This window comes from Superficieibacter sp. 1612_C1 (genome assembly GCF_015234305.1).
Taxonomy (GTDB): Bacteria; Pseudomonadota; Gammaproteobacteria; order Enterobacterales; family Enterobacteriaceae; genus Superficieibacter.
Map to the genome: position 1 here is coordinate 543874 of NZ_JADGMI010000001.1, position 17910 is coordinate 561783.

At 55.4% G+C, this 17910-nt stretch carries 18 protein-coding genes; 10 read left to right on the forward strand and 8 right to left on the reverse strand.

Annotation, left to right across the window (positions count from 1 at the left end):
- Position 1: 1 nt before the first annotated feature.
- The 4 genes from moaC (at position 2) to INT84_RS02685 (ending at position 1948) form a co-directional block, all read left to right on the forward strand.
- Positions 2–487 (forward strand): cyclic pyranopterin monophosphate synthase MoaC, encoded by a 486-nt coding sequence (gene moaC, locus INT84_RS02670; protein ID WP_176920520.1) that lies wholly within the window; start codon positions 2–4, stop codon positions 485–487.
- Positions 480–725, forward strand: coding sequence for a molybdopterin synthase sulfur carrier subunit (gene moaD, locus INT84_RS02675; protein ID WP_194205515.1), 246 nt, complete (start codon positions 480–482; stop codon positions 723–725). Before moaC ends, moaD begins: the two co-directional genes overlap by 8 nt.
- Position 726: 1 nt before the next feature.
- Positions 727–1179, forward strand: a complete 453-nt coding sequence (gene moaE / locus INT84_RS02680) for a molybdopterin synthase catalytic subunit MoaE (RefSeq protein WP_176920522.1) — start codon at positions 727–729, stop codon at positions 1177–1179.
- A gap of 61 nt (positions 1180–1240) precedes the next feature.
- Positions 1241–1948, forward strand: a complete 708-nt coding sequence (locus tag INT84_RS02685) for a Bax inhibitor-1/YccA family protein (RefSeq protein ID WP_176920523.1) — start codon at positions 1241–1243, stop codon at positions 1946–1948.
- A gap of 175 nt (positions 1949–2123) precedes the next feature.
- Here INT84_RS02685 and INT84_RS02690 read toward each other — a convergent pair whose 3' ends face one another.
- From INT84_RS02690 to INT84_RS02700, 3 genes are read right to left on the reverse strand one after another with little or no spacing between them, the layout of a single operon-like run.
- Entirely contained in the window at positions 2124–3089 is a 966-nt protein-coding gene (locus tag INT84_RS02690; RefSeq protein ID WP_194205516.1) for a YbhN family protein, read from the reverse strand.
- Positions 3089–4330 (reverse strand): cardiolipin synthase ClsB, encoded by a 1242-nt coding sequence (gene clsB, locus INT84_RS02695; RefSeq protein WP_194205517.1) that lies wholly within the window; start codon positions 4328–4330, stop codon positions 3089–3091. Before clsB ends, INT84_RS02690 begins: the two co-directional genes overlap by 1 nt.
- A complete protein-coding gene (locus INT84_RS02700) occupies positions 4327–5088 on the reverse strand; it encodes an endonuclease/exonuclease/phosphatase family protein (protein WP_176920526.1) in 762 nt (253 codons plus the stop codon). Before INT84_RS02700 ends, clsB begins: the two co-directional genes overlap by 4 nt.
- 132 nt (positions 5089–5220) lie before the next feature.
- Between INT84_RS02700 and INT84_RS02705 the strand changes: the two genes are divergently transcribed.
- Entirely contained in the window at positions 5221–5631 is a 411-nt protein-coding gene (locus INT84_RS02705) for a YbhQ family protein (protein WP_194205518.1), read from the forward strand.
- Here the strand turns inward: INT84_RS02705 and INT84_RS02710 are convergent.
- Genes INT84_RS02710 through cecR form a run of 5 tightly spaced genes read right to left on the reverse strand, consistent with a single transcriptional unit; the run spans position 5593 to position 11243 of the window.
- Entirely contained in the window at positions 5593–6699 is a 1107-nt protein-coding gene (locus tag INT84_RS02710) for an ABC transporter permease (RefSeq protein WP_176920528.1), read from the reverse strand. The genes INT84_RS02705 and INT84_RS02710 overlap by 39 nt on opposite strands.
- Positions 6700–6719: 20 nt before the next feature.
- Positions 6720–7853, reverse strand: coding sequence for an ABC transporter permease (locus INT84_RS02715; protein WP_194205519.1), 1134 nt, complete (start codon positions 7851–7853; stop codon positions 6720–6722).
- Positions 7843–9582 carry an ATP-binding cassette domain-containing protein gene (locus INT84_RS02720; RefSeq protein ID WP_194205520.1) on the reverse strand — a complete coding sequence of 580 codons (1740 nt, stop codon included), beginning with the start codon at positions 9580–9582 and terminating at the stop codon, positions 7843–7845. Before INT84_RS02720 ends, INT84_RS02715 begins: the two co-directional genes overlap by 11 nt.
- Complete coding sequence (gene hlyD, locus INT84_RS02725; protein ID WP_194205521.1) at positions 9575–10570, reverse strand: secretion protein HlyD; 996 nt, start codon at positions 10568–10570, stop codon at positions 9575–9577. The genes INT84_RS02720 and hlyD overlap by 8 nt, the downstream gene beginning before the upstream one ends.
- Before the next feature lie 4 nt (positions 10571–10574).
- Positions 10575–11243, reverse strand: a complete 669-nt coding sequence (gene cecR / locus INT84_RS02730; RefSeq protein WP_194205522.1) for a transcriptional regulator CecR — start codon at positions 11241–11243, stop codon at positions 10575–10577.
- Between the two features lie 160 nt (positions 11244–11403).
- Here cecR and INT84_RS02735 point away from each other — a divergent pair, with 160 nt between their 5' ends.
- The 5 genes from INT84_RS02735 (at position 11404) to INT84_RS02755 (ending at position 17783) form a co-directional block, all read left to right on the forward strand.
- Positions 11404–12168 carry a DeoR/GlpR family DNA-binding transcription regulator gene (locus tag INT84_RS02735; RefSeq protein WP_194205523.1) on the forward strand — a complete coding sequence of 255 codons (765 nt, stop codon included), beginning with the start codon at positions 11404–11406 and terminating at the stop codon, positions 12166–12168.
- 210 nt (positions 12169–12378) lie between these two features.
- Complete coding sequence (gene rhlE, locus INT84_RS02740; protein WP_194205524.1) at positions 12379–13722, forward strand: ATP-dependent RNA helicase RhlE; 1344 nt, start codon at positions 12379–12381, stop codon at positions 13720–13722.
- Between the two features lie 246 nt (positions 13723–13968).
- Complete coding sequence (locus INT84_RS02745) at positions 13969–14703, forward strand: GntR family transcriptional regulator (RefSeq protein ID WP_194205525.1); 735 nt, start codon at positions 13969–13971, stop codon at positions 14701–14703.
- Between the two features lie 135 nt (positions 14704–14838).
- Positions 14839–16446: a PTS transporter subunit EIIC gene (locus INT84_RS02750; protein WP_194205526.1), complete on the forward strand. Its 1608-nt coding sequence runs from the start codon at positions 14839–14841 to the stop codon at positions 16444–16446.
- 8 nt (positions 16447–16454) lie between these two features.
- Complete coding sequence (locus tag INT84_RS02755) at positions 16455–17783, forward strand: 6-phospho-alpha-glucosidase (RefSeq protein WP_228065792.1); 1329 nt, start codon at positions 16455–16457, stop codon at positions 17781–17783.
- The last annotated feature ends 127 nt before the right edge of the window (positions 17784–17910 follow it).

Genomic DNA, 17910 nt, shown 5'->3' on the forward strand with positions numbered 1-17910 from the left:
CATGTCACAACTGACCCATATCAACGCCGCCGGTGAAGCGCATATGGTGGACGTCTCCGCCAAAGCGGAGACGGTGCGCGAAGCGCGCGCGGAAGCCTTTGTTACCATGCTGCCGGAAACGCTGGCGATGATCGTCGAAGGCAGTCACCATAAAGGTGACGTATTTGCCACGGCCCGTATCGCCGGCATTCAGGCGGCGAAGCGCACCTGGGAGCTGATCCCGCTGTGTCATCCGCTGCTGCTCAGCAAAGTGGAGGTTCAGCTTCACGCCGAGCCGGAACATAACCGCGTGCGTATTGAAACCCTCTGCCGTCTGACCGGGAAAACCGGCGTCGAGATGGAAGCGCTGACCGCCGCGTCGGTAGCGGCGCTGACGATCTACGATATGTGCAAAGCGGTGCAGAAAGATATGGTCATTGGCCCGGTGCGTTTGCTGGCGAAAAGCGGCGGCAAATCGGGCGATTTTACGGTGAAAGCACATGATTAACGTTCTCTTTTTCGCTCAGGTGCGCGAACTGGTCGGCACCGATCGTCTGTCCCTGGAAGCAACGTTCGCCAACGTGGAAGCGTTGCGCCAGCACCTTGCCACACAGGGCGACCGCTGGGCGCTGGCGCTGGAAGAGGGCAAGCTGCTGGCTGCCGTCAATCAGACGCTGGTCGCCTTCGACCATGCCATCGTTGACGGCGATGAAGTGGCGTTCTTTCCACCCGTCACCGGAGGCTGAGATGGCTGAGACCCGTATTTGTGTCGGCCACGCGCCGTTTCGCGTTGGCGATGAGTATCCGTGGCTGGCAGAGCGTGATGAAGACGGTGCGGTTGTCACCTTTACCGGCAAAGTGCGCAATCATAACCTCGGCGACAGCGTAAAAGCGCTGACGCTTGAGCACTACCCCGGCATGACGGAAAAAGCGCTGGCGGAAATCGTGGCTGAGGCCCGCGCCCGCTGGCCATTAGGCCGCATCACCGTGATTCACCGGATTGGCGAACTGTGGCCGGGCGAGGAGATTGTCTTCGTCGGCGTCACCAGTGCCCATCGTAGCAGCGCCTTTGAAGCCGGGGAGTTTATTATGGACTACCTGAAAACCCGCGCGCCGTTCTGGAAGCGCGAAGCGACGCCCGAAGGAGAACGCTGGGTCGAGGCGCGCGATAGCGACAAGCAGGCGGCGCAGCGCTGGTGATGCGCCTTTTTCGTAAGATGTAGTAGGCTTACAAGAGTATTCATCTTATAAGGAGTTTCTCATGGATAGATATCCACGTTCAGATTCGATAGTCCAGCGCTCGCGTACCGGCTTGCAAACCTATATGGCGCAGGTCTATGGCTGGATGACCTGCGGCCTGTTACTCACGGCTTTCGTCGCCTGGTATTCCGCCAATACCCCCGCCGTGCTGATGTTTGTCTTCTCCAGCCAGATCACGTTCTTTGGCCTGATTATCGCGCAGCTGGCGCTGGTTTTCGTGCTCTCCGGGCTGGTGCATAAGCTCAGCGCCGGGATGGCGACCACGCTGTTTATGCTCTATTCGGCGCTAACCGGGCTGACGCTCTCAAGCATTTTTGTGGTGTACACTTATTCATCCATCGCCAGTACCTTTGTGGTGACGGCGGGGATGTTCGGCGCGATGAGCCTCTACGGGTATACCACTAAGCGCGATCTCAGCGGTTTCGGCAATATGCTCTTCATGGGCTTGATAGGGATTATTCTCGCCTCGCTGGTGAACTTCTGGCTGAAGAGCGAAGCGTTGATGTGGGCGGTAACCTATATCGGCGTGGTGATCTTCGTTGGCCTGACGGCTTATGATACCCAGAAGCTGAAAAATATCGGCGAGCAGATCGACACCCGTGACGGCAGCATGCTGCGTAAATACTCCATCCTCGGCGCGCTGACACTGTATCTGGACTTTATCAACCTGTTCCTGATGCTGCTGCGAATTTTCGGCAACCGCCGTTAAAGAGGGTGAGGCCGGAAACAAGCCTGTTTTAGAGAATGTATGCGTTACCTGCCGGGTGGCGCTTCGCTTACCCGGCCTACAATAACGTGCAATATCAAACCATTAACCGTTACCTGTAGGCCCGTGCAAGCGCAGCGCCGCCGGGCAGCGCGAGGCGAGGGCGCTTTATCCGCCCTTACGACTTCGCCATCGCTTTTTCGTTTTTCTCCCTGAGCTTTTTCGCCCGGCTTTCCAGCACCAGATATCCCACCAGCGCCAGCAGCAGCGGGGCGATATAATAGAGCATTCGGTACGCCAGCAGCGCGGCGATGATCGTGCCCTGCGAAGTATGTTCGCCTGCCAGCAGGGCGATGAAAACCGCCTCCAGTACACCAATCCCCGCCGGAATATGCACGATAACCCCGGCAATACTACTGACCAGTAGCACGCCGAGGACAAAGAAGTAGTTCACATCCTGGCCCAGCAGCAGCCAGATAATCAGCCCCATCACCATCCAGTTGATGCTGGAAATCACCATTTGGGCGATGGCAAACTTCCACGACGGCAGCACCAGTTTCTGCCCCTTAATGGTGATATGACGGCGCTTCGCAAAAGCGCAGCCCCACATATAGACCACCACCAGCAGCAGTAACACGATACCGACAATCCGCAGCGTACCTTCATCGATATACCAGTGAGAGGGAAGCTGGACCACGCCAAAGGTAAATATCAGGCCGCCTAGCAGGATATAGCCCAGCCAGTTAGTCGTGATGCTCAGCGAAAAAATGCGCGTGATGGTACTGCTCGGCAGGCCCAGCCGCGAATAGAGCCGGTAGCGCATGCCGATGCCGCCGACCCAGGTACTTAACGTCAGATTAAAGGCATAGCAGATAAACGACACCAGCATCACCTGCCGCTTCGCCAGCTTATGCCCGCAGTAGGCCCGGCCTAACAGATCGTAAAAGCCGTACATGACATAGCTGACAATCACCAGCGCCACTGCGCTCAGCAGGGCGAGGCGGTTATAGTCGCGGATCACCTTCCAGACATCTTCCCAGTTCACCTTTTTGGCATACACCACCAGCAGGACCGCCACGGCAATAAAAAACAGCCAGGTGAGAATTTTTTTCGCCAGCCGCCAGCGAGGATGTGATTTAGCCATCAGGATTTCACTCCGGAATTTTCGGTATCGACGCGATCCTGCGTTTCAAGCTCCGGTTGCACCGGAGGATCAACTTCTGCCATGAGTGGCGTATGTGCCGGAAGCCAGCCCACCAGCGCCGGAAAATGACGCAGGAAGTGGAACACCACTACGCTCTTGCCCAGATTCCACCAGGTCCGCTTCGGCATCATGGTTTCATCCACCAGCTTGCAATCTTTGCTAATAATGGCATTCAGATTTTCCCGCAGCGTCTGGTTAAATTCCCGGTCATGGATAATCAGGTTGGCCTCAAGGTTCAGCGACAGACTCAGCGGGTCCAGGTTGCTGGAGCCAACGGTGGCCCAGTGATCGTCCATCAGCGCCACTTTGCCATGCAGCGGACGGCGGCAGTATTCATAAACATCGACGCCGCCTTTAATCAGATAGTTATACAGCAGCCGTGCGCCGACTTTGACAATCGGCATATCCGGCTCGCCCTGGACGATCAGCTTGACCTTAACGCCACGCCGGGCGGCGTTACGCATCGCATGCAGCAAACGGTAGCCGGGGAAAAAGTAGGCGTTGGCGATAATCACTTCCCGGCGGGCATTGGCCAGCATTTTCAAATAGTGGCGTTCAATATCGTCGCGGTGCTCTTCATTATCGCGCCAGACAAACAGCGCCTGCGCTTCGCCAGGCTTACGGTTTTCCACCGCGCGGTGATGGCGTCGCCACCAGCGGCGCACCGAGGCGTTGCCCGGCAGGTTTTCGACTTCAAATTGCAGAATATCCTGTACCACCGGGCCTTCAATGCGGATGGCATAATCCTGCTTAGCCTGCGGGCCATAGCTGGACATATGCTCGTCGGAATAGTTAATCCCGCCAACGAAGGCAATATCGGTGTCGATAACCACAATTTTGCGATGCATGCGGCGAAAGACGTTAGTGCGCATGCCCATCATTCGCGGACGCGGATCGTAATAGCGGAACACCACGCCCGCTGCCGTCAGTTCGTTAACGAAGTTGTCGCTCAGATCCGGCGAACCATAACCGTCTAATAGCACGTCAATTTTTACGCCGCGCTGAGCCGCCCGCAACAGCACCGCGTGCAGTTGCTTACCCACTTCATCTTCAAACCAGATGAAGCTTTCGAGAATAACCCGACTTTTGGCGTCATCAATGGCGGCATGTACCGCCGGATAAAACTGCTCGCCGTTCTCCAGTAACTCGATGCGGTTTCCCTCTCGCCAGTCACATTTCATAGGTGGATCTCCGCACTCAGGGGGGCATGATCGGACAGATGACGCCAGTGGCGTAAGAGTAGCGCTGAAGGACTACTGGCGTGCGCATTCTTCACATAAATACGATCAAGGCGTAATAAAGGAAAACTCACAGGAAATGTGCGCGCGGGTCGTCCTTTCGCCCGGCTAAATATCTCCTCCAGGCCGGCCCGGGATTTCAGCGGATAATTGGCTTTTTGTCGCCAGTCATTGAAATCGCCCGCGACTACCACCGGTTCGCCTTCGGGAAAGGTATTTACCCAGTCAGCCAGCATGGTGAGCTGCGCCTGACGATGGGCTTCACGCAGCCCCAGATGAACGCAAATAACATGAATCGGATGATCGAGATCCGGTGGAGCAATCCGGCAATAGAGCAGACCGCGCTTTTCACTGCCGTCCACGGACACGTCGCGATTCTCATAATGTTCAATAGGGTAGCGCGACAGTACCGCGTTGCCGTGATGGCCTTCCGGATACACGGCGTTGCGGCCATACGCAAAATCGCTCCACATGGTATCCGCCAGAAACTCGTAATGGGTGGTATCCGGCCAGTTCTCCACGTGCAGCGGATGCACTTCATGCGCGCCCATCACTTCCTGAAGGCACACGATATCGGCACCGACGGTGCGTACCGCATCACGCAACTCAGGCAAAATAAAGCGTCGGTTAAATGCGGTGAATCCTTTGTGTGTATTAATCGTAAGTATTTTTAATGAAAAATGCTGCGCGTGTTGGGTCATAATTCTCCTGCCAGCGTCACTGTCCTGTTTAAAATAGTGTAGTAGGCGTCACAAAAAGATGCGTTGTTACGGAATTTTCCGTAAAGTCCGGTAGTCTGAGATATCAGTTAAAAATTCTTCAGGAGAAATGCCATGAAGTGGCAACAACGTGTTCGTGTCGCAACGGGTCTTAGTTGCTGGCAGATTGTGTTGCATTTGCTGATTGTGGCGCTATTGGTTGCCAGCTGGATGGGCGGCATAATGGTCCGTGTCGGGCTGGGTTTATGCGTGGTTTACAGCGTGACGGTAGTGCTGATGCTGGCGTTGCAGCGCCACCACGACAGGCGCTGGCGCGACGTTGCTGATGTCCTGGAAGAGCTGACGACCACCTGGTACTTTGGCACCGCGCTGATTGTGCTGTGGCTGATCTCCCGCGTCGTGCACAATAATCTTCTGCTGGCCGTCGCCGGGCTGGCGATCCTGGCCGGCCCTGCCGTGGTTTCCCTGCTGGCGAAAGATAAAAAATTAGGCGATCTTGCGACGAAACATCATATACGCCACTGATCCCGTGGTGGCCGCTATGACCAGTAGCGGCCACAGGCTTCCCCAGATAATCTCCAGACTCGCATCCTTCAAATAGATCTGCTTGGTAATATCGGTAAAGTGGCGGATCGGATTGACCCACGTCAGGTTCTGCAACCATACCGGCATGTTCTCAACGGGCGAAACGTAGCCGGAGAGCAGAATGGCGGGCATCATAAAGACGAATACGCCGATAAACGCCTGCTGCTGCGTCGAGCACAGGGACGAGATCAGCAGCCCAAAACCGACCAGCGACAGGCCGTAGATAATCATCGTGAAGTAAAACAGTCCCAGCGATCCGGCGAAGGGGATATGGTAGGCCCAGATGCCGACAGCGAGTACCACTGAGGCCTGAAACGTCGCCACCACCAGCGCCGGGACCGCCTTGCCGATAAATATTTGCCAGGTTGCCAGTGGCGACACCAGTAGCTGATCCAGCGTTCCCTGTTCGCGTTCGCGTGCGACCGAAAGCGAGGTGACAATCATCACGCCGATGGTGGTGATCATCGCAATCAGCGACGGCACGATAAACCATTTGTAATCCAGATTCGGGTTGTACCAGTTGCGCACCACCAGCTCGCTGTTGTTTGGCTTCGGTTGATTTTCGGTAAGCTCCAGTTGATAATTTTTGACGATCTGCTGGAGGTAGTTGGCGGCGATTTGCGCACTGTTGGAGTTGCGCCCGTCGAGGATGAGCTGCATGGGGGCGGGCTGAAGGGCGTCAAGATTGCGCGAGAAATCCGCCGGAAAGCGCACCAGCAGCAGCGCCTTTTGCCTGTCCAGCGTCGGCTGGATCTCCTGCGGGCTTCTCAGCAGCAAAACGTGGGTAAAGGCTTTCGCACGGGCGAAACGCTGGGTTAACTCTACCGCGTGCTTTCCGTTATCTTCGTTATAGATAGCGATAGTAGCGTTGCTGACCTCAAGCGTGGCGGCAAACGGAAACAGAAATACCTGAATCAGCACCGGCAGGATCAGAATGGCGCGCGTCTGCGGCTCGCGTAGCAGCGACTGTAGCTCTTTGCGAATCAACGTCCATAAGCGATAAAACATAGCGTCTCCTGTTAACACCATCAATCCAGCCGCCGTTTGGTTTTCATCCACGTCAGCCCGATAAACATCACCGCCGAGGCAATCAAAAACAGCACGTTTATCACCAGCACCGTGGGAATATTTCCCGCCAGAAACAGGCTTTGCAGCGTATTGACGAAATAACGCGCCGGGATGATATAGGTCACCACCCGGATCGCCGCGGGCATACTGTCTATCTGGAAAATAAACCCGGACAGCATAATCGACGGTAAAAACGCGGCGTTCAGCGCCACCTGCGCGGCGTTAAACTGGTTGCGGGTAATGGTGGATATCAACAACCCCATTCCCAGCGTGCTGAGTAAAAACAGGCTGGTGGTAATAAACAGTACCAGCAGCGAACCGCGGTACGGCACGCCGAGAATAAACACTGACACCAGCATGCACAGCAGCATCGCCAGCATGCCGAGAAAATAGTAGGGAATAAGCTTACATAACAGCAATTCAGTGCGCGTCACTTCGGTCGAGAGCAGCGCCTCCATCGTGCCGCGTTCCCATTCGCGTGCCACTACCAGCGAGGTGAGGATCGCGCCGATTACCGTCATAATAATGGTCACCGCCCCCGGAATGATAAAGTGCTGGCTGATCGCCGCCGGGTTGAACCAGTAGCGGGTCTGCACATCAATCAACGGCTCAAAGGTTTCCCCCCGATCCTCTGCCCGCTGCATTTGCCAGATCTGCCAGATCCCCTCGACATAACCCTGGACAAAGTTGGCGGTATTCGGCTCGCTGCCATCGGTAATCACCTGAATGGGCGCATCGTCGCCGTCACGCGCCATCTTGCGGGCAAAGTCTGTCGGGATCACCACGATCCCACGAATGCGTCCGGCCTGCATCAACTCAACAAGCTGCTGGCGACTGTCACCGATAGTGGCGTCTATATATGGCGAACCGGTCATCGCGTGGGTGAAGTCCAGCGCCTCTTCGCTGTGCTGCTCCAGCAAAATACCGACCCGCAGCTTACTGGAGTCGAGGTTAATGCCGTAGCCGAAGATAAACAGCAGCAGCAGGGGGATCACCACGGCAATCAGCCAGCTACTCGGGTCGCGGACGATTTGCCGCGTCTCTTTGACGCATAACGCGCGGACGCGTCGCAAGGAGAGGGCGCTACTGCTCATCGGCATGCTCCTTATCCCAGTTATTGATAAGCGTGATAAATGCCTGCTCCATGGTGGGATCACTCTGTTCATCGTCGGCAGCCTGGGCTTTCAGATCGTCCGGCGTGCCGTGGGCGATAAGTTTGCCGCGATACACCAGCCCGATGCGATCGCAGTATTCCGCCTCATCCATAAAGTGTGTCGTGACCATCACCGTTACCCCTTTTTCCACCATGCTGTTAATGTGCAGCCAGAATTCGCGGCGGGTGAGGGGATCGACGCCAGAGGTCGGCTCATCAAGAAACAGAATGTCCGGCTCGTGCATTAGCGAGCAGGCCAGCGCCAGGCGCTGCTTAAAGCCCAGCGGCAGCGCGTCGGTGGCATGGCTGGCGATGCTTTTCAGTCCGAACGCTTCGCTCATCCTGGAGATTTTTTCATTCTGCGCGCGACCCCGCAGCCCGTAGACGCCGGAGAAGAAACGCAGATTTTGCTCGACGGTCAGGTTGCCGTAGAGGGAAAATTTCTGTGCCATATAGCCCAGATGCTGTCGCGCTTTACCGGAGCTCACTTTGAGATCCATATTCAGCACCAGCGCTTTGCCGGAGGTTGGCACCAGCAGGCCGCACATCATTTTGAAGGTGGTAGATTTTCCCGCGCCGTTCGGCCCCAGCAGGCCAAAGATTTCTCCACGCTTGACGGTAAAATCCACATGATCGGTAGCCGCGAAATCCCCAAATTTCTTCGTAAGCTGTTTCGCTTCAATCACCGTTTCGCCCGGCGTCCCCTCTACCGTATGCAGGATCGCGCCCAGCGGCGACTCAGCGGTGCCCGCGCCGCCCAGCAGATCGATAAACGCATCTTCAAAGCGCGGCGAGGTTTCGCGCATCTCGACGTCCGGCATCCCTTCTGCATGACGAACCTCGTCAGCTACCGCGTCTTTTTTCAGGATCAGCCGCACCGATTTCCCCTGAATCATGCCGTCGCTGACCTGTGGCAATTTCAACGTCCGCTGTAACAACTGACGGTTATTTTCCTGCGGGCTGTGGAGTAAAAAACTGCGTCCGCCAATAGTCCGGGTCAGCGCTTTCGGTTCACCCTGATAGAGCAACTCTCCCTCGTTCATCAGCAGCACGTCGCGGCACTGTTCCGCCTCGTCAAGATAGGAGGTGCTCCAGAGGATCAGCATGCCGTCGCCCGCCAGTTCATGCACCATCTGCCACAGTTCGCGGCGGGAAATGGGATCGACACCGACGCCCGGCTCGTCGAGGAGCAATACTTTTGGCTCACCCACCAGGGTGCAGGCCAGCCCCAGTTTTTGTTTCATTCCGCCGGACAGCTTGCCCGCTAATCGGCCGGTAAACGGTCCCAGCGAGGTAAATTGCAGCAGGCGCTCGAAAGTTTTCTGCCGGGTATCGCCGGTGATGCTGCGCAAATCGGCATACAGCGTCAGGTTTTCCATCACCGTCAGATCTTCGTACAAACCAAACTTTTGCGGCATGTAGCCGAGCACGGCGTGCAGCGCGCTATCATCGGTAATCGGATCAAGGCCGATGACGCTGGCGCTGCCGCCGTTGGGTTTCAGCAGACCGGCCAGCATCCGCATCAGGGTAGTTTTGCCTGCGCCGTCGGGGCCGACCAGCCCGGTGACGTAGCCTGCGCGGATCGTGCAGTCCAGCGGGGCAACGGCGGGTTTATCCATCCCGGCAAAGCGTTTTTCCAGCCTGTTAAGGGTGATAAGCGCTTCACTCATCAGCCGCGTCCTGATTGAATCTCAGCGTGACGGGCATCCCCTGACGCAGGGCATCGTCGGCGTCCGTCACAATAATACGCATCCGGTAAACTAAATCGGTGCGCAGATCCGGCGTCTCCACGGTTTTTGGCGTGAACTCCGCCGTCGGCGAAATAAAGCCAATTTTTCCGTGGTAAGGCTTATCCGGACGACCATCGGTATAAAGCAGAATTTCACGGCCCGGCTGCGCCTGATGCAAATTGCGCTCATCCACATAGGCACGTACCCATACCGGACGGGTGAGCGACAGGGTAAGTACCGTGCTGCCAGCGTTTAACATGCTGCCCGGCTCCACGGCGCGGGTTAATAGCGCACCGCCGGCGGGGGCGATAAGGGTGGTATCCTGCAAATCCAGTTCGGCCTGTGCCAGTTGTGCCTGCGCCTGTTCGAGGCTGGCTTTCGCCTGAGCGATCTCCTGTGGCCGATTACCGGCGCGGAACTGGCTGAGTTTATCCTGGGCGGATTTCAGGCTGGCCTGCGCCTGATCGCGTGAGGAGCGGGCGTTTTCCAGATCGTTGGCCGAAATGGTGCGGCTTTTCCATAGCCCTTGCTGGCGCTGATAAAAGTTCTGCGCGTACTGATACGCCGCCTGCGCCTGATTAACCGCCGCGCTGGCCTGAGCAATTTCTTCCGCCCGATACCCTGCCATGGTGAGATCGTATTTCGCCTGGGCAGTTGAAACGTTGGCTTTGGCCTGCATCAGCGCATTTTGATAAGGCGCGCGATCCAGTTCGCCCAGCACCTGACCCGCCTGAATGGTATCCCCTTCATCCACCTTAAGCGTAGCCAGCCTGCCTCCCACGCGAAAGCTCATATTGACCGTGCGAATATCCACGTTGCCATACAGCGTCAACGGCTGATTCTGCCTGCTGTGATACCACATCCAGCCGCCGCCGATGGCGGCCAGCAATACCACGACAACCAGCGCAATAACGACAGGTTTTTTCATGACGTCAGGCTCCTTTGGATAAACCATGCAGAATAAGATCGATATGGCAGGAAATGGTCTGGAAAATCAGCCCGGCTTTCTCCTCATCAAACTGTGTCCAGCCCGTGCGCAGCAGTATGGTTTCACGTACCAGGCGGAAGGCGAGGATCTCACCTAGCAGGGCATGGGTATGCAAAATCGTCCGGGTGTCTGTGGCATCCAGCCCGGTATACGCGGCAATCAGCCGGGTGAAATGCGTATGCATCGGGGCAATCACCTGGTCATGAATGAGCCGGTAGGCGGCAGTGGGAGAGAGCTGCTCGCGGGAGATAAATTTACTCAGGTTCACCGTTTCATCGCGGGTCAGCAGGGCGATCATATTTTCACAGGCGTTGAGGATCAGCTGACGAACCGCGTCTTTGTCTACGGTCGGCTGGGCCAGCAGCTTCTCCGCGGCCTCGGTATGGGGCTGAAACTGCACGCTGATAAAGTCCGCGATCCACTGGGCGCAGGCGAGGTACAGATCGTCTTTAGAGCCGAAATAATAGGGGATCGCCGCAATATTTTGCCCGGCCTGAGCCGCTATCTCGCGGGTCGTGGCATTAAGCCCATATTCGCCAAACTGCGCCAGCGCCGCGTGAATAAGCTGGCTTTTAGCCTGTTCGCCTTTGGTCGTGGCGGGAGTGACGTTCATCGGATGCTCGCAATATTAATCAATCGATTGATTAATATTATGATGGATTTTTAAGCTTGTCCATTCACGGCAGGCATTTTTATCAGGCGAACTTCAGCGTTGTGAAGAGGGTGATATTTCATGGTAAGTTATGCCGTATTAACATTATCGAGGGGCTGACGTGGCAGATTATGATGCATTCCCCGAGCAGCGGTTATCGCTGATCGAGCAGATGCTCACCGAAACGGGGCGCGTAATTGGTGTCGATCTCGCGCGTAAACTGGGTGTTTCGGAGCATACGATCCGCCGGGATTTACAAGAACTCGCCCGGCGAGGGATCTGCAAAAAAGTCTACGGCGGTGCCGTCAGCCAGATTAAACAATCCGCACTTTTTGACGTGCGGACTACGCAAAATATCGAAGAAAAATCGCGCATTGCCAGACGATGCGCAGAAATGATCGGGCCCGATAGCTGTATTTTTATTGATGCAGGCTCCACCTACCTTCAAATGGTCGAATTTATCCCCGCTGCGTTGACGCTGACCATCGTCACCAATTCACCGCAAATCGCCACCGCCCTCAGTAGCCGCCGCAACGGCGAGGTCATTCTGCTGGGCGGGAAGATTAACCCGTTGACCGGAAGCACACTCAGTTCAGATACGGTGAAGCAAATCCAGGGGATAATTTTCGATCAAACGTTTATTGGCGTTTGCGGGCTTGATCCCCAGGCAGGACTGAGCGCGGTTTGCTATGAAGATGCCTGCTTCAAAAAAGAGGTGTTAAGCCAAAGCAATGAGGTGATTGCGGCGGTCACGGCAGATAAAATGTCCCAGGTGGCTCGCTATAAAGTCGCCTCCTGTGAAGATATCGACATTGCCGTGGTAAGTGCCGACACCAGTATCGCTGATTTTTCCCACGTCAATATGCGCATCGACATGGCTACATAATCGGTAAAGAGGCTGTGCAATGTGATAATAATTTATGCGTGATGTCGCTCGCTGACCGGCAGAGTCCTTACGTCAGGTGGGATATTTATGCGCCACGTCACAAAAACTGCTACACTCCGCCCCTTCATGACATTGTGGTTTTTGTCATCTGCCTTATTGCTATCGCCCTGAAAACTACACCGGTAACGGTCAGGGTGGTATGGAGCTGTTATGTCTTTTGATTCCCTTGGCCTGAGCCCTGAAATTCTGCGCGCTGTTGCAGAGCAGGGATACCGTGAGCCGACTCCCATTCAGCAGAAGGCGATCCCCGCCGTGCTGGAAGGCCGCGATATTATGGCCAGCGCCCAGACCGGGACGGGTAAAACCGCCGGATTTACGCTGCCGTTGCTTCAGCATCTTTCAAAACGAGCACCGGCAAAAGGGCAACGCCCGGTCCGCGCCCTGATCCTGACGCCTACCCGCGAACTGGCGGCGCAGATCGGCGAAAACGTCCTTGAGTACAGTAAATACCTCAACATCCGTTCCATAGTGGTGTTTGGGGGCGTAAGCATTAACCCGCAGATGATGAAACTGCGCAGCGGCGTGGATATTCTGGTCGCCACGCCGGGCCGCCTGCTGGATCTGGAACATCAGAACGCGGTCAAATTAGACAATATTGAAGTGCTGGTGCTGGATGAAGCCGACCGCATGCTGGACATGGGCTTTATTCACGACATCCGCCGCGTGCTGGCTAAACTGCCAGCGAAGCGTCAGAACCTGCTTTTCTCCGCCACCTTCTCTGACGACATCAAGGGACTGGCCGAAAAGCTGCTGCGTAACCCGCTGGAAATTGAAGTGGCGCGCCGTAATACCGCTTCTGAGCAGGTGACTCAGCATGTGCATTTGGTTGATAAGAAACGCAAACGTGAACTGCTGTCGCAGATGATCGGCGAAGGTAACTGGCAGCAGGTGCTGGTCTTTACCCGTACCAAACACGGCGCTAATCACCTGGCGGAACAGCTGAATAAAGACGGGATCCGCAGCGCAGCGATCCACGGCAATAAAAGCCAGGGCGCGCGTACCCGGGCGCTGGCCGACTTTAAATCTGGTGATATACGTGTACTGGTCGCGACCGACATCGCGGCGCGCGGTCTGGATATCGAAGAACTGCCGCACGTCGTGAACTACGAGCTGCCGAACGTGCCGGAAGATTACGTACACCGTATTGGTCGTACCGGGCGTGCAGCGGCCACCGGCGAAGCGCTGTCGCTGGTTTGCGTTGATGAACACAAACTGCTGCGCGACATCGAGCGCCTGCTGAAAAAAGAGATCCCGCGTATTGCGCTGGCAGGCTATGAGCCGGATCCTTCGATTAAAGCGGAGCCAATTCAGAATGGTCGTCAGCAGCAGCGTGGCGGCGGCGGTCGTGGACAGGGCGGCGGTGGTCGCGGTCAGCAACAGCCTCGTCGTACCGACGGCGGCGCGCCGAAAGGCAGAGGTCCGCGCAGCAATGACGGCAAACCGGCCGGTGAGAAACCGCGTCGTCCCCGTCCGCGCAAACCTTCAGCAGTATAATTCTCAGGCCGGACCATCCGGCCTCAGATCGTTGACAAAGAGTGCGAAAAGGGGAAACACCAGAATTTGGTTCCCGGAGGGAGGCCCAACCCGGTGGTCGCCCCGTTTTCCACGGGCGGTTTGTCATCAATATCAGGCCGGATCATCCGGCCTGTTTCTTTTCAGCCAGGCGCGTCTTTTCTTAAGAGACGTTGTCACTTTGCGGCCGGGTAGTTAACATAATACTCTCTACAGGGAGCATCGTTAATGATTGATAAACACTCTACCGTGCCGGTCTATCTGCAACTTGAACAATACCTTACCGGGCAAATTACCGCAGGATTACTGCGTCCCGGCGATGCCATCCCTTCCGAGAATGAACTCTGTCAGCAGTTCACTATTTCCCGCATGACCGCGCGTAAAGCGGTGGATTATCTGGTCCGGCAGGGCAAAGTCGAACGTCGGCGCGGGCAGGGAACATTCGTGGTACAGAACAGCAAAAATCTGCGCATCTCACTGCCGCTCGATCGTCATCTTTCCTCCAGCGAGGCCACGCTGGGGCTGGATGAACCGGTGGTTAATCGTCTGATATGCCTCATTCGCCAGCCCGTCACGGCAGAGATTGCGCACACGCTCCTCCTTACACCGGGTGAGGATGTCTGGTTTATGAAGCGGCTACGGCTGGTGGGCGATATTCCCTTTGTTTTTGAGCAGTCGTGGATGATCGCTCAGCCCTTTGCCGATTTGAGTGAAGCCGATCTGAATGCGTCAAAATATGCGTATATTAGCCGCAAAGGTTTTACCGTTGAACGGTCTGAAAAGGAGATCCGCGCCGAACTTCCTTCGCAGGAGGTGCGCGATATGTTAGGCATTAGCCGCGACGAGCCGGTGCTGCATGCGACCTCTGTTGCCATACTACGCGACAACACCCCCTTTGAAATCTCAGAAATTTACTACAACCAGCAGCATTACCGCTTTACCCTCACCGCCGCGCGTCCCTGATCAGCACCCGCTGATGATTATGTGATCAATCTCCTGTTTTTAAATTAGTGGGCTAGACAACTATACATGTAAATCACCTATACTCGACTTAACGTGTAGTCTGTTAAGCCACTTCTACCTTACAGGGAATGCGATATGAGTCGGGCAGGTGAGTTTTTACAAGATTTAGGTAAGGCATTAATGATGCCGATCTCGGTGATCGCCGCCGCCGGTATTTTTCTTGGCCTGGCGGCGGCCTTGCAGAATCCGGCAATCGTCGGTGAAAGCATTATCCATGCTGAAATGATGCAGCAGGTGATTGGCTTTATTCGCAAGGTCGCCGGGGCCTTATTCGCCAATCTACCGCTGCTGTTTGCCATTGCCTGTGCGATTGGTCTGGCACGCGATGAAAAACCAACGGCGGCGCTCGCGGCGGTCATTGGTTTTATCACCTTTCACGTTGGCGTCAATTACAGTTTGCTGGCGCAGGGATTAACGCCAGAGACCACGTCGGCGGCGGCTTTTATGGCGAAAGGCTATAGCCAGACCGAGGCGGTGATGTATTCCGCAGAATTTGCCAATACCCTCGGTATTTTTTCCTACCAGATGAGCGTCCTCGGCGGGGTGATCGCCGGGATGGTAACGGTGATTCTGCATAACCGCTTTTATACGATTAAACTCCCGGCGGCCATCGCCTATTTTGGTGGCCGCCGCTTTGTTCCCATCATTACCGTTATTGTTCTGCCGCTGGTGGGCGTTTTAATGTCGCTGGTGTGGCCGGTGATTGCCAGTGCCATTATTCATTTAGGGCAATTTATTGGTGAATCCGGCCCATTCGGCACCTTTATCTATGCCTTCACCGAGCGCATCTTAATACCCACCGGGCTGCATCATATTCTTAATGAAACTGTGCGCTTCACCCCGGTCGGCGGCATGGTTAATGTCAATAACGAAAGCGTCATCGGCGCGCTCTCCATATTTAATTACGCGCTGGCCCATCCTGGCGCGCTGGCTGACGATATTACCCGCGAAGCCACGCGCTTTCTGGCACAGGGCAAAATTCCGGTGATGATGTTTGGTCTGCCCGCCGCCGCGCTGGCGATGTATCGCTGTGCGAAGCCGGAGCATAAACAGCGGGTGAAAGCCTTAATGATGGCCGGTGCCCTGGCCTCATTCACTACCGGCATTACTGAGCCGCTGGAGTTCAGCTTTATCTTTGTCTCGCCGCTGCTGTTTATTTTCCACGCCGTTATGACCGGGCTGTCGTTTGCCTGTGCGCAACTGCTTGAGATGATGATCGGCAATATTCAGGGCGGATTGATTGATTTTATTGTCTTTGGCGTATTGGGCGGCGCGAAAACTCACTGGTGGTTTAGCCTGCTGCTCGGCGCTATTTGGGCACCGGTCTACTACTTCGCCTTTAAGTGGATCATTTTACGCACCAACGTCAAAACGCCAGGCCGCGAAGAGGAAAGCGCGGTGCCGGTAGCCAGTGCCAGGGAATTACCGGCGGATGAACATAGCGCGCATATTATTGCCGGTCTCGGCGGTCAGGAAAATATCCAGCAGGTCGACTGCTGCTTCACTCGCCTGCGGGTAAAAATAATCGATATGCAAAAAGTCGATGAAGCTGCGCTCAGGCGCAGCGGTGCCAGCGGGTTTATCCGCGCGACGGATAATGACATTCAGGTTATTTACGGGCCGCAGGTAGAAAGCATTGCCAGCGCGGTGAAACAACATTTACTCGTTCAACAGACGCAATAAGAGAACTGATGATGAAAAAACATTTTAATATCGTATTAGTCGGTGGGGGTTCCACATGGACGCCGGGATTATTAAAAGCATTATGCAAACTCAAGGCGCGTCTGCCCTTAAAAAAACTGGTGATGTTTGACGTGAATAGCGAACGCCAGGCGGTGATTGGCGACTACGCTAAAGTCTTATTCAGCGAAGAATATCCGGAACTGGAATTTACCTATACCACCGACGAAGAGGTCGCGTTTAATGATATGGATTTCATCTTCTGTCAGATGCGCACCGGCGGCTATGCGATGCGCGAGAAAGATGAAAAAATTCCGCTAAGCCTCGGCGTCATCGGGCAGGAAACCTGCGGCGCAGGCGGCTTTGCCTACGGTATGCGCTCCATTCGCGACATGATTGCGCTGGTCGAAAAAGTCCGCGCCCGCTCGCCGCAAGCCTGGATCCTCAACTACACCAACCCGGCGGCAATCGTGGCGGATGCCCTGAACAAGCGTTTCCCGCAAGATAAACGCATCCTCAATATCTGCGATCAGCCGGTCAACCTGCTGCGCTCTTACGGACGCTTGTTGAACCGCGACCCGGCAACCTTCGATCCGGTCTATTTCGGCCTCAATCATTTTGGCTGGTTTACCCACCTGTATGATGAAAACGGTAATGACCTTGCTCCGGAACTGAAGGCCTATATTGCCGCCAACGGTTTTAAACCAGTGGATGCCGAGCAACGCGATAAATCCTGGCTGGAAACCTACGCGGCGGTGGCCGATATGCTGCGTGATTTCCCGGATTATCTGCCGAACACCTATCTGCAATATTACCTTTACCCGGAGTATAAATTCTCCAAACTGGACCCCAACTTTACCCGCGCCAATGAAGTGATTAACGGGCGCGAAAAGCGGGTGTTTGAAGAGTGCCGCACCGCGGTTGCAGAAGGAACGACGCGCAATGTCCACGTGGTACACAACGACGCGCACGGCGACATGATCGTCGAGCTGGCCGAGGCTATCGCCTTCAATCTGAAGAAAAAATTCATTGTGATGGTGCCCAATAACGGCCTGGTCGAAAACCTGGATGACGATGTCATGGTCGAACTGACGGCCGAAATTGGCTGCAACGGACCGCGTCCGTACGGCGTCGGCAAAATCCCGACTTTCTATAAGGGCTTGATTGAGCAGCAGTTTGCTTATGAGCGGCTGACCGTTGAGGCGTGGTTTGAAGGCTCCTACACTAAAGCCCTACAGGCGTTGACGCTTAACCGCACGATCATCGATGCGAAAAAAGCGCGTCAGGTGCTGGATGCGCTGATTGAAGCGAATAAAGAGTACTGGCCGGAGCTGCGTTAACGCTTTTCCCCTCTCCTGTCAGGGAGAGGGGCCCGTTTAAACCTGTGAATTATTTGCGAGTTGCTTTCCACAATTCCAAAAACCCATACCCCGTCAGGCTGAAAAATGGCACAATAGTGGCTGTTTA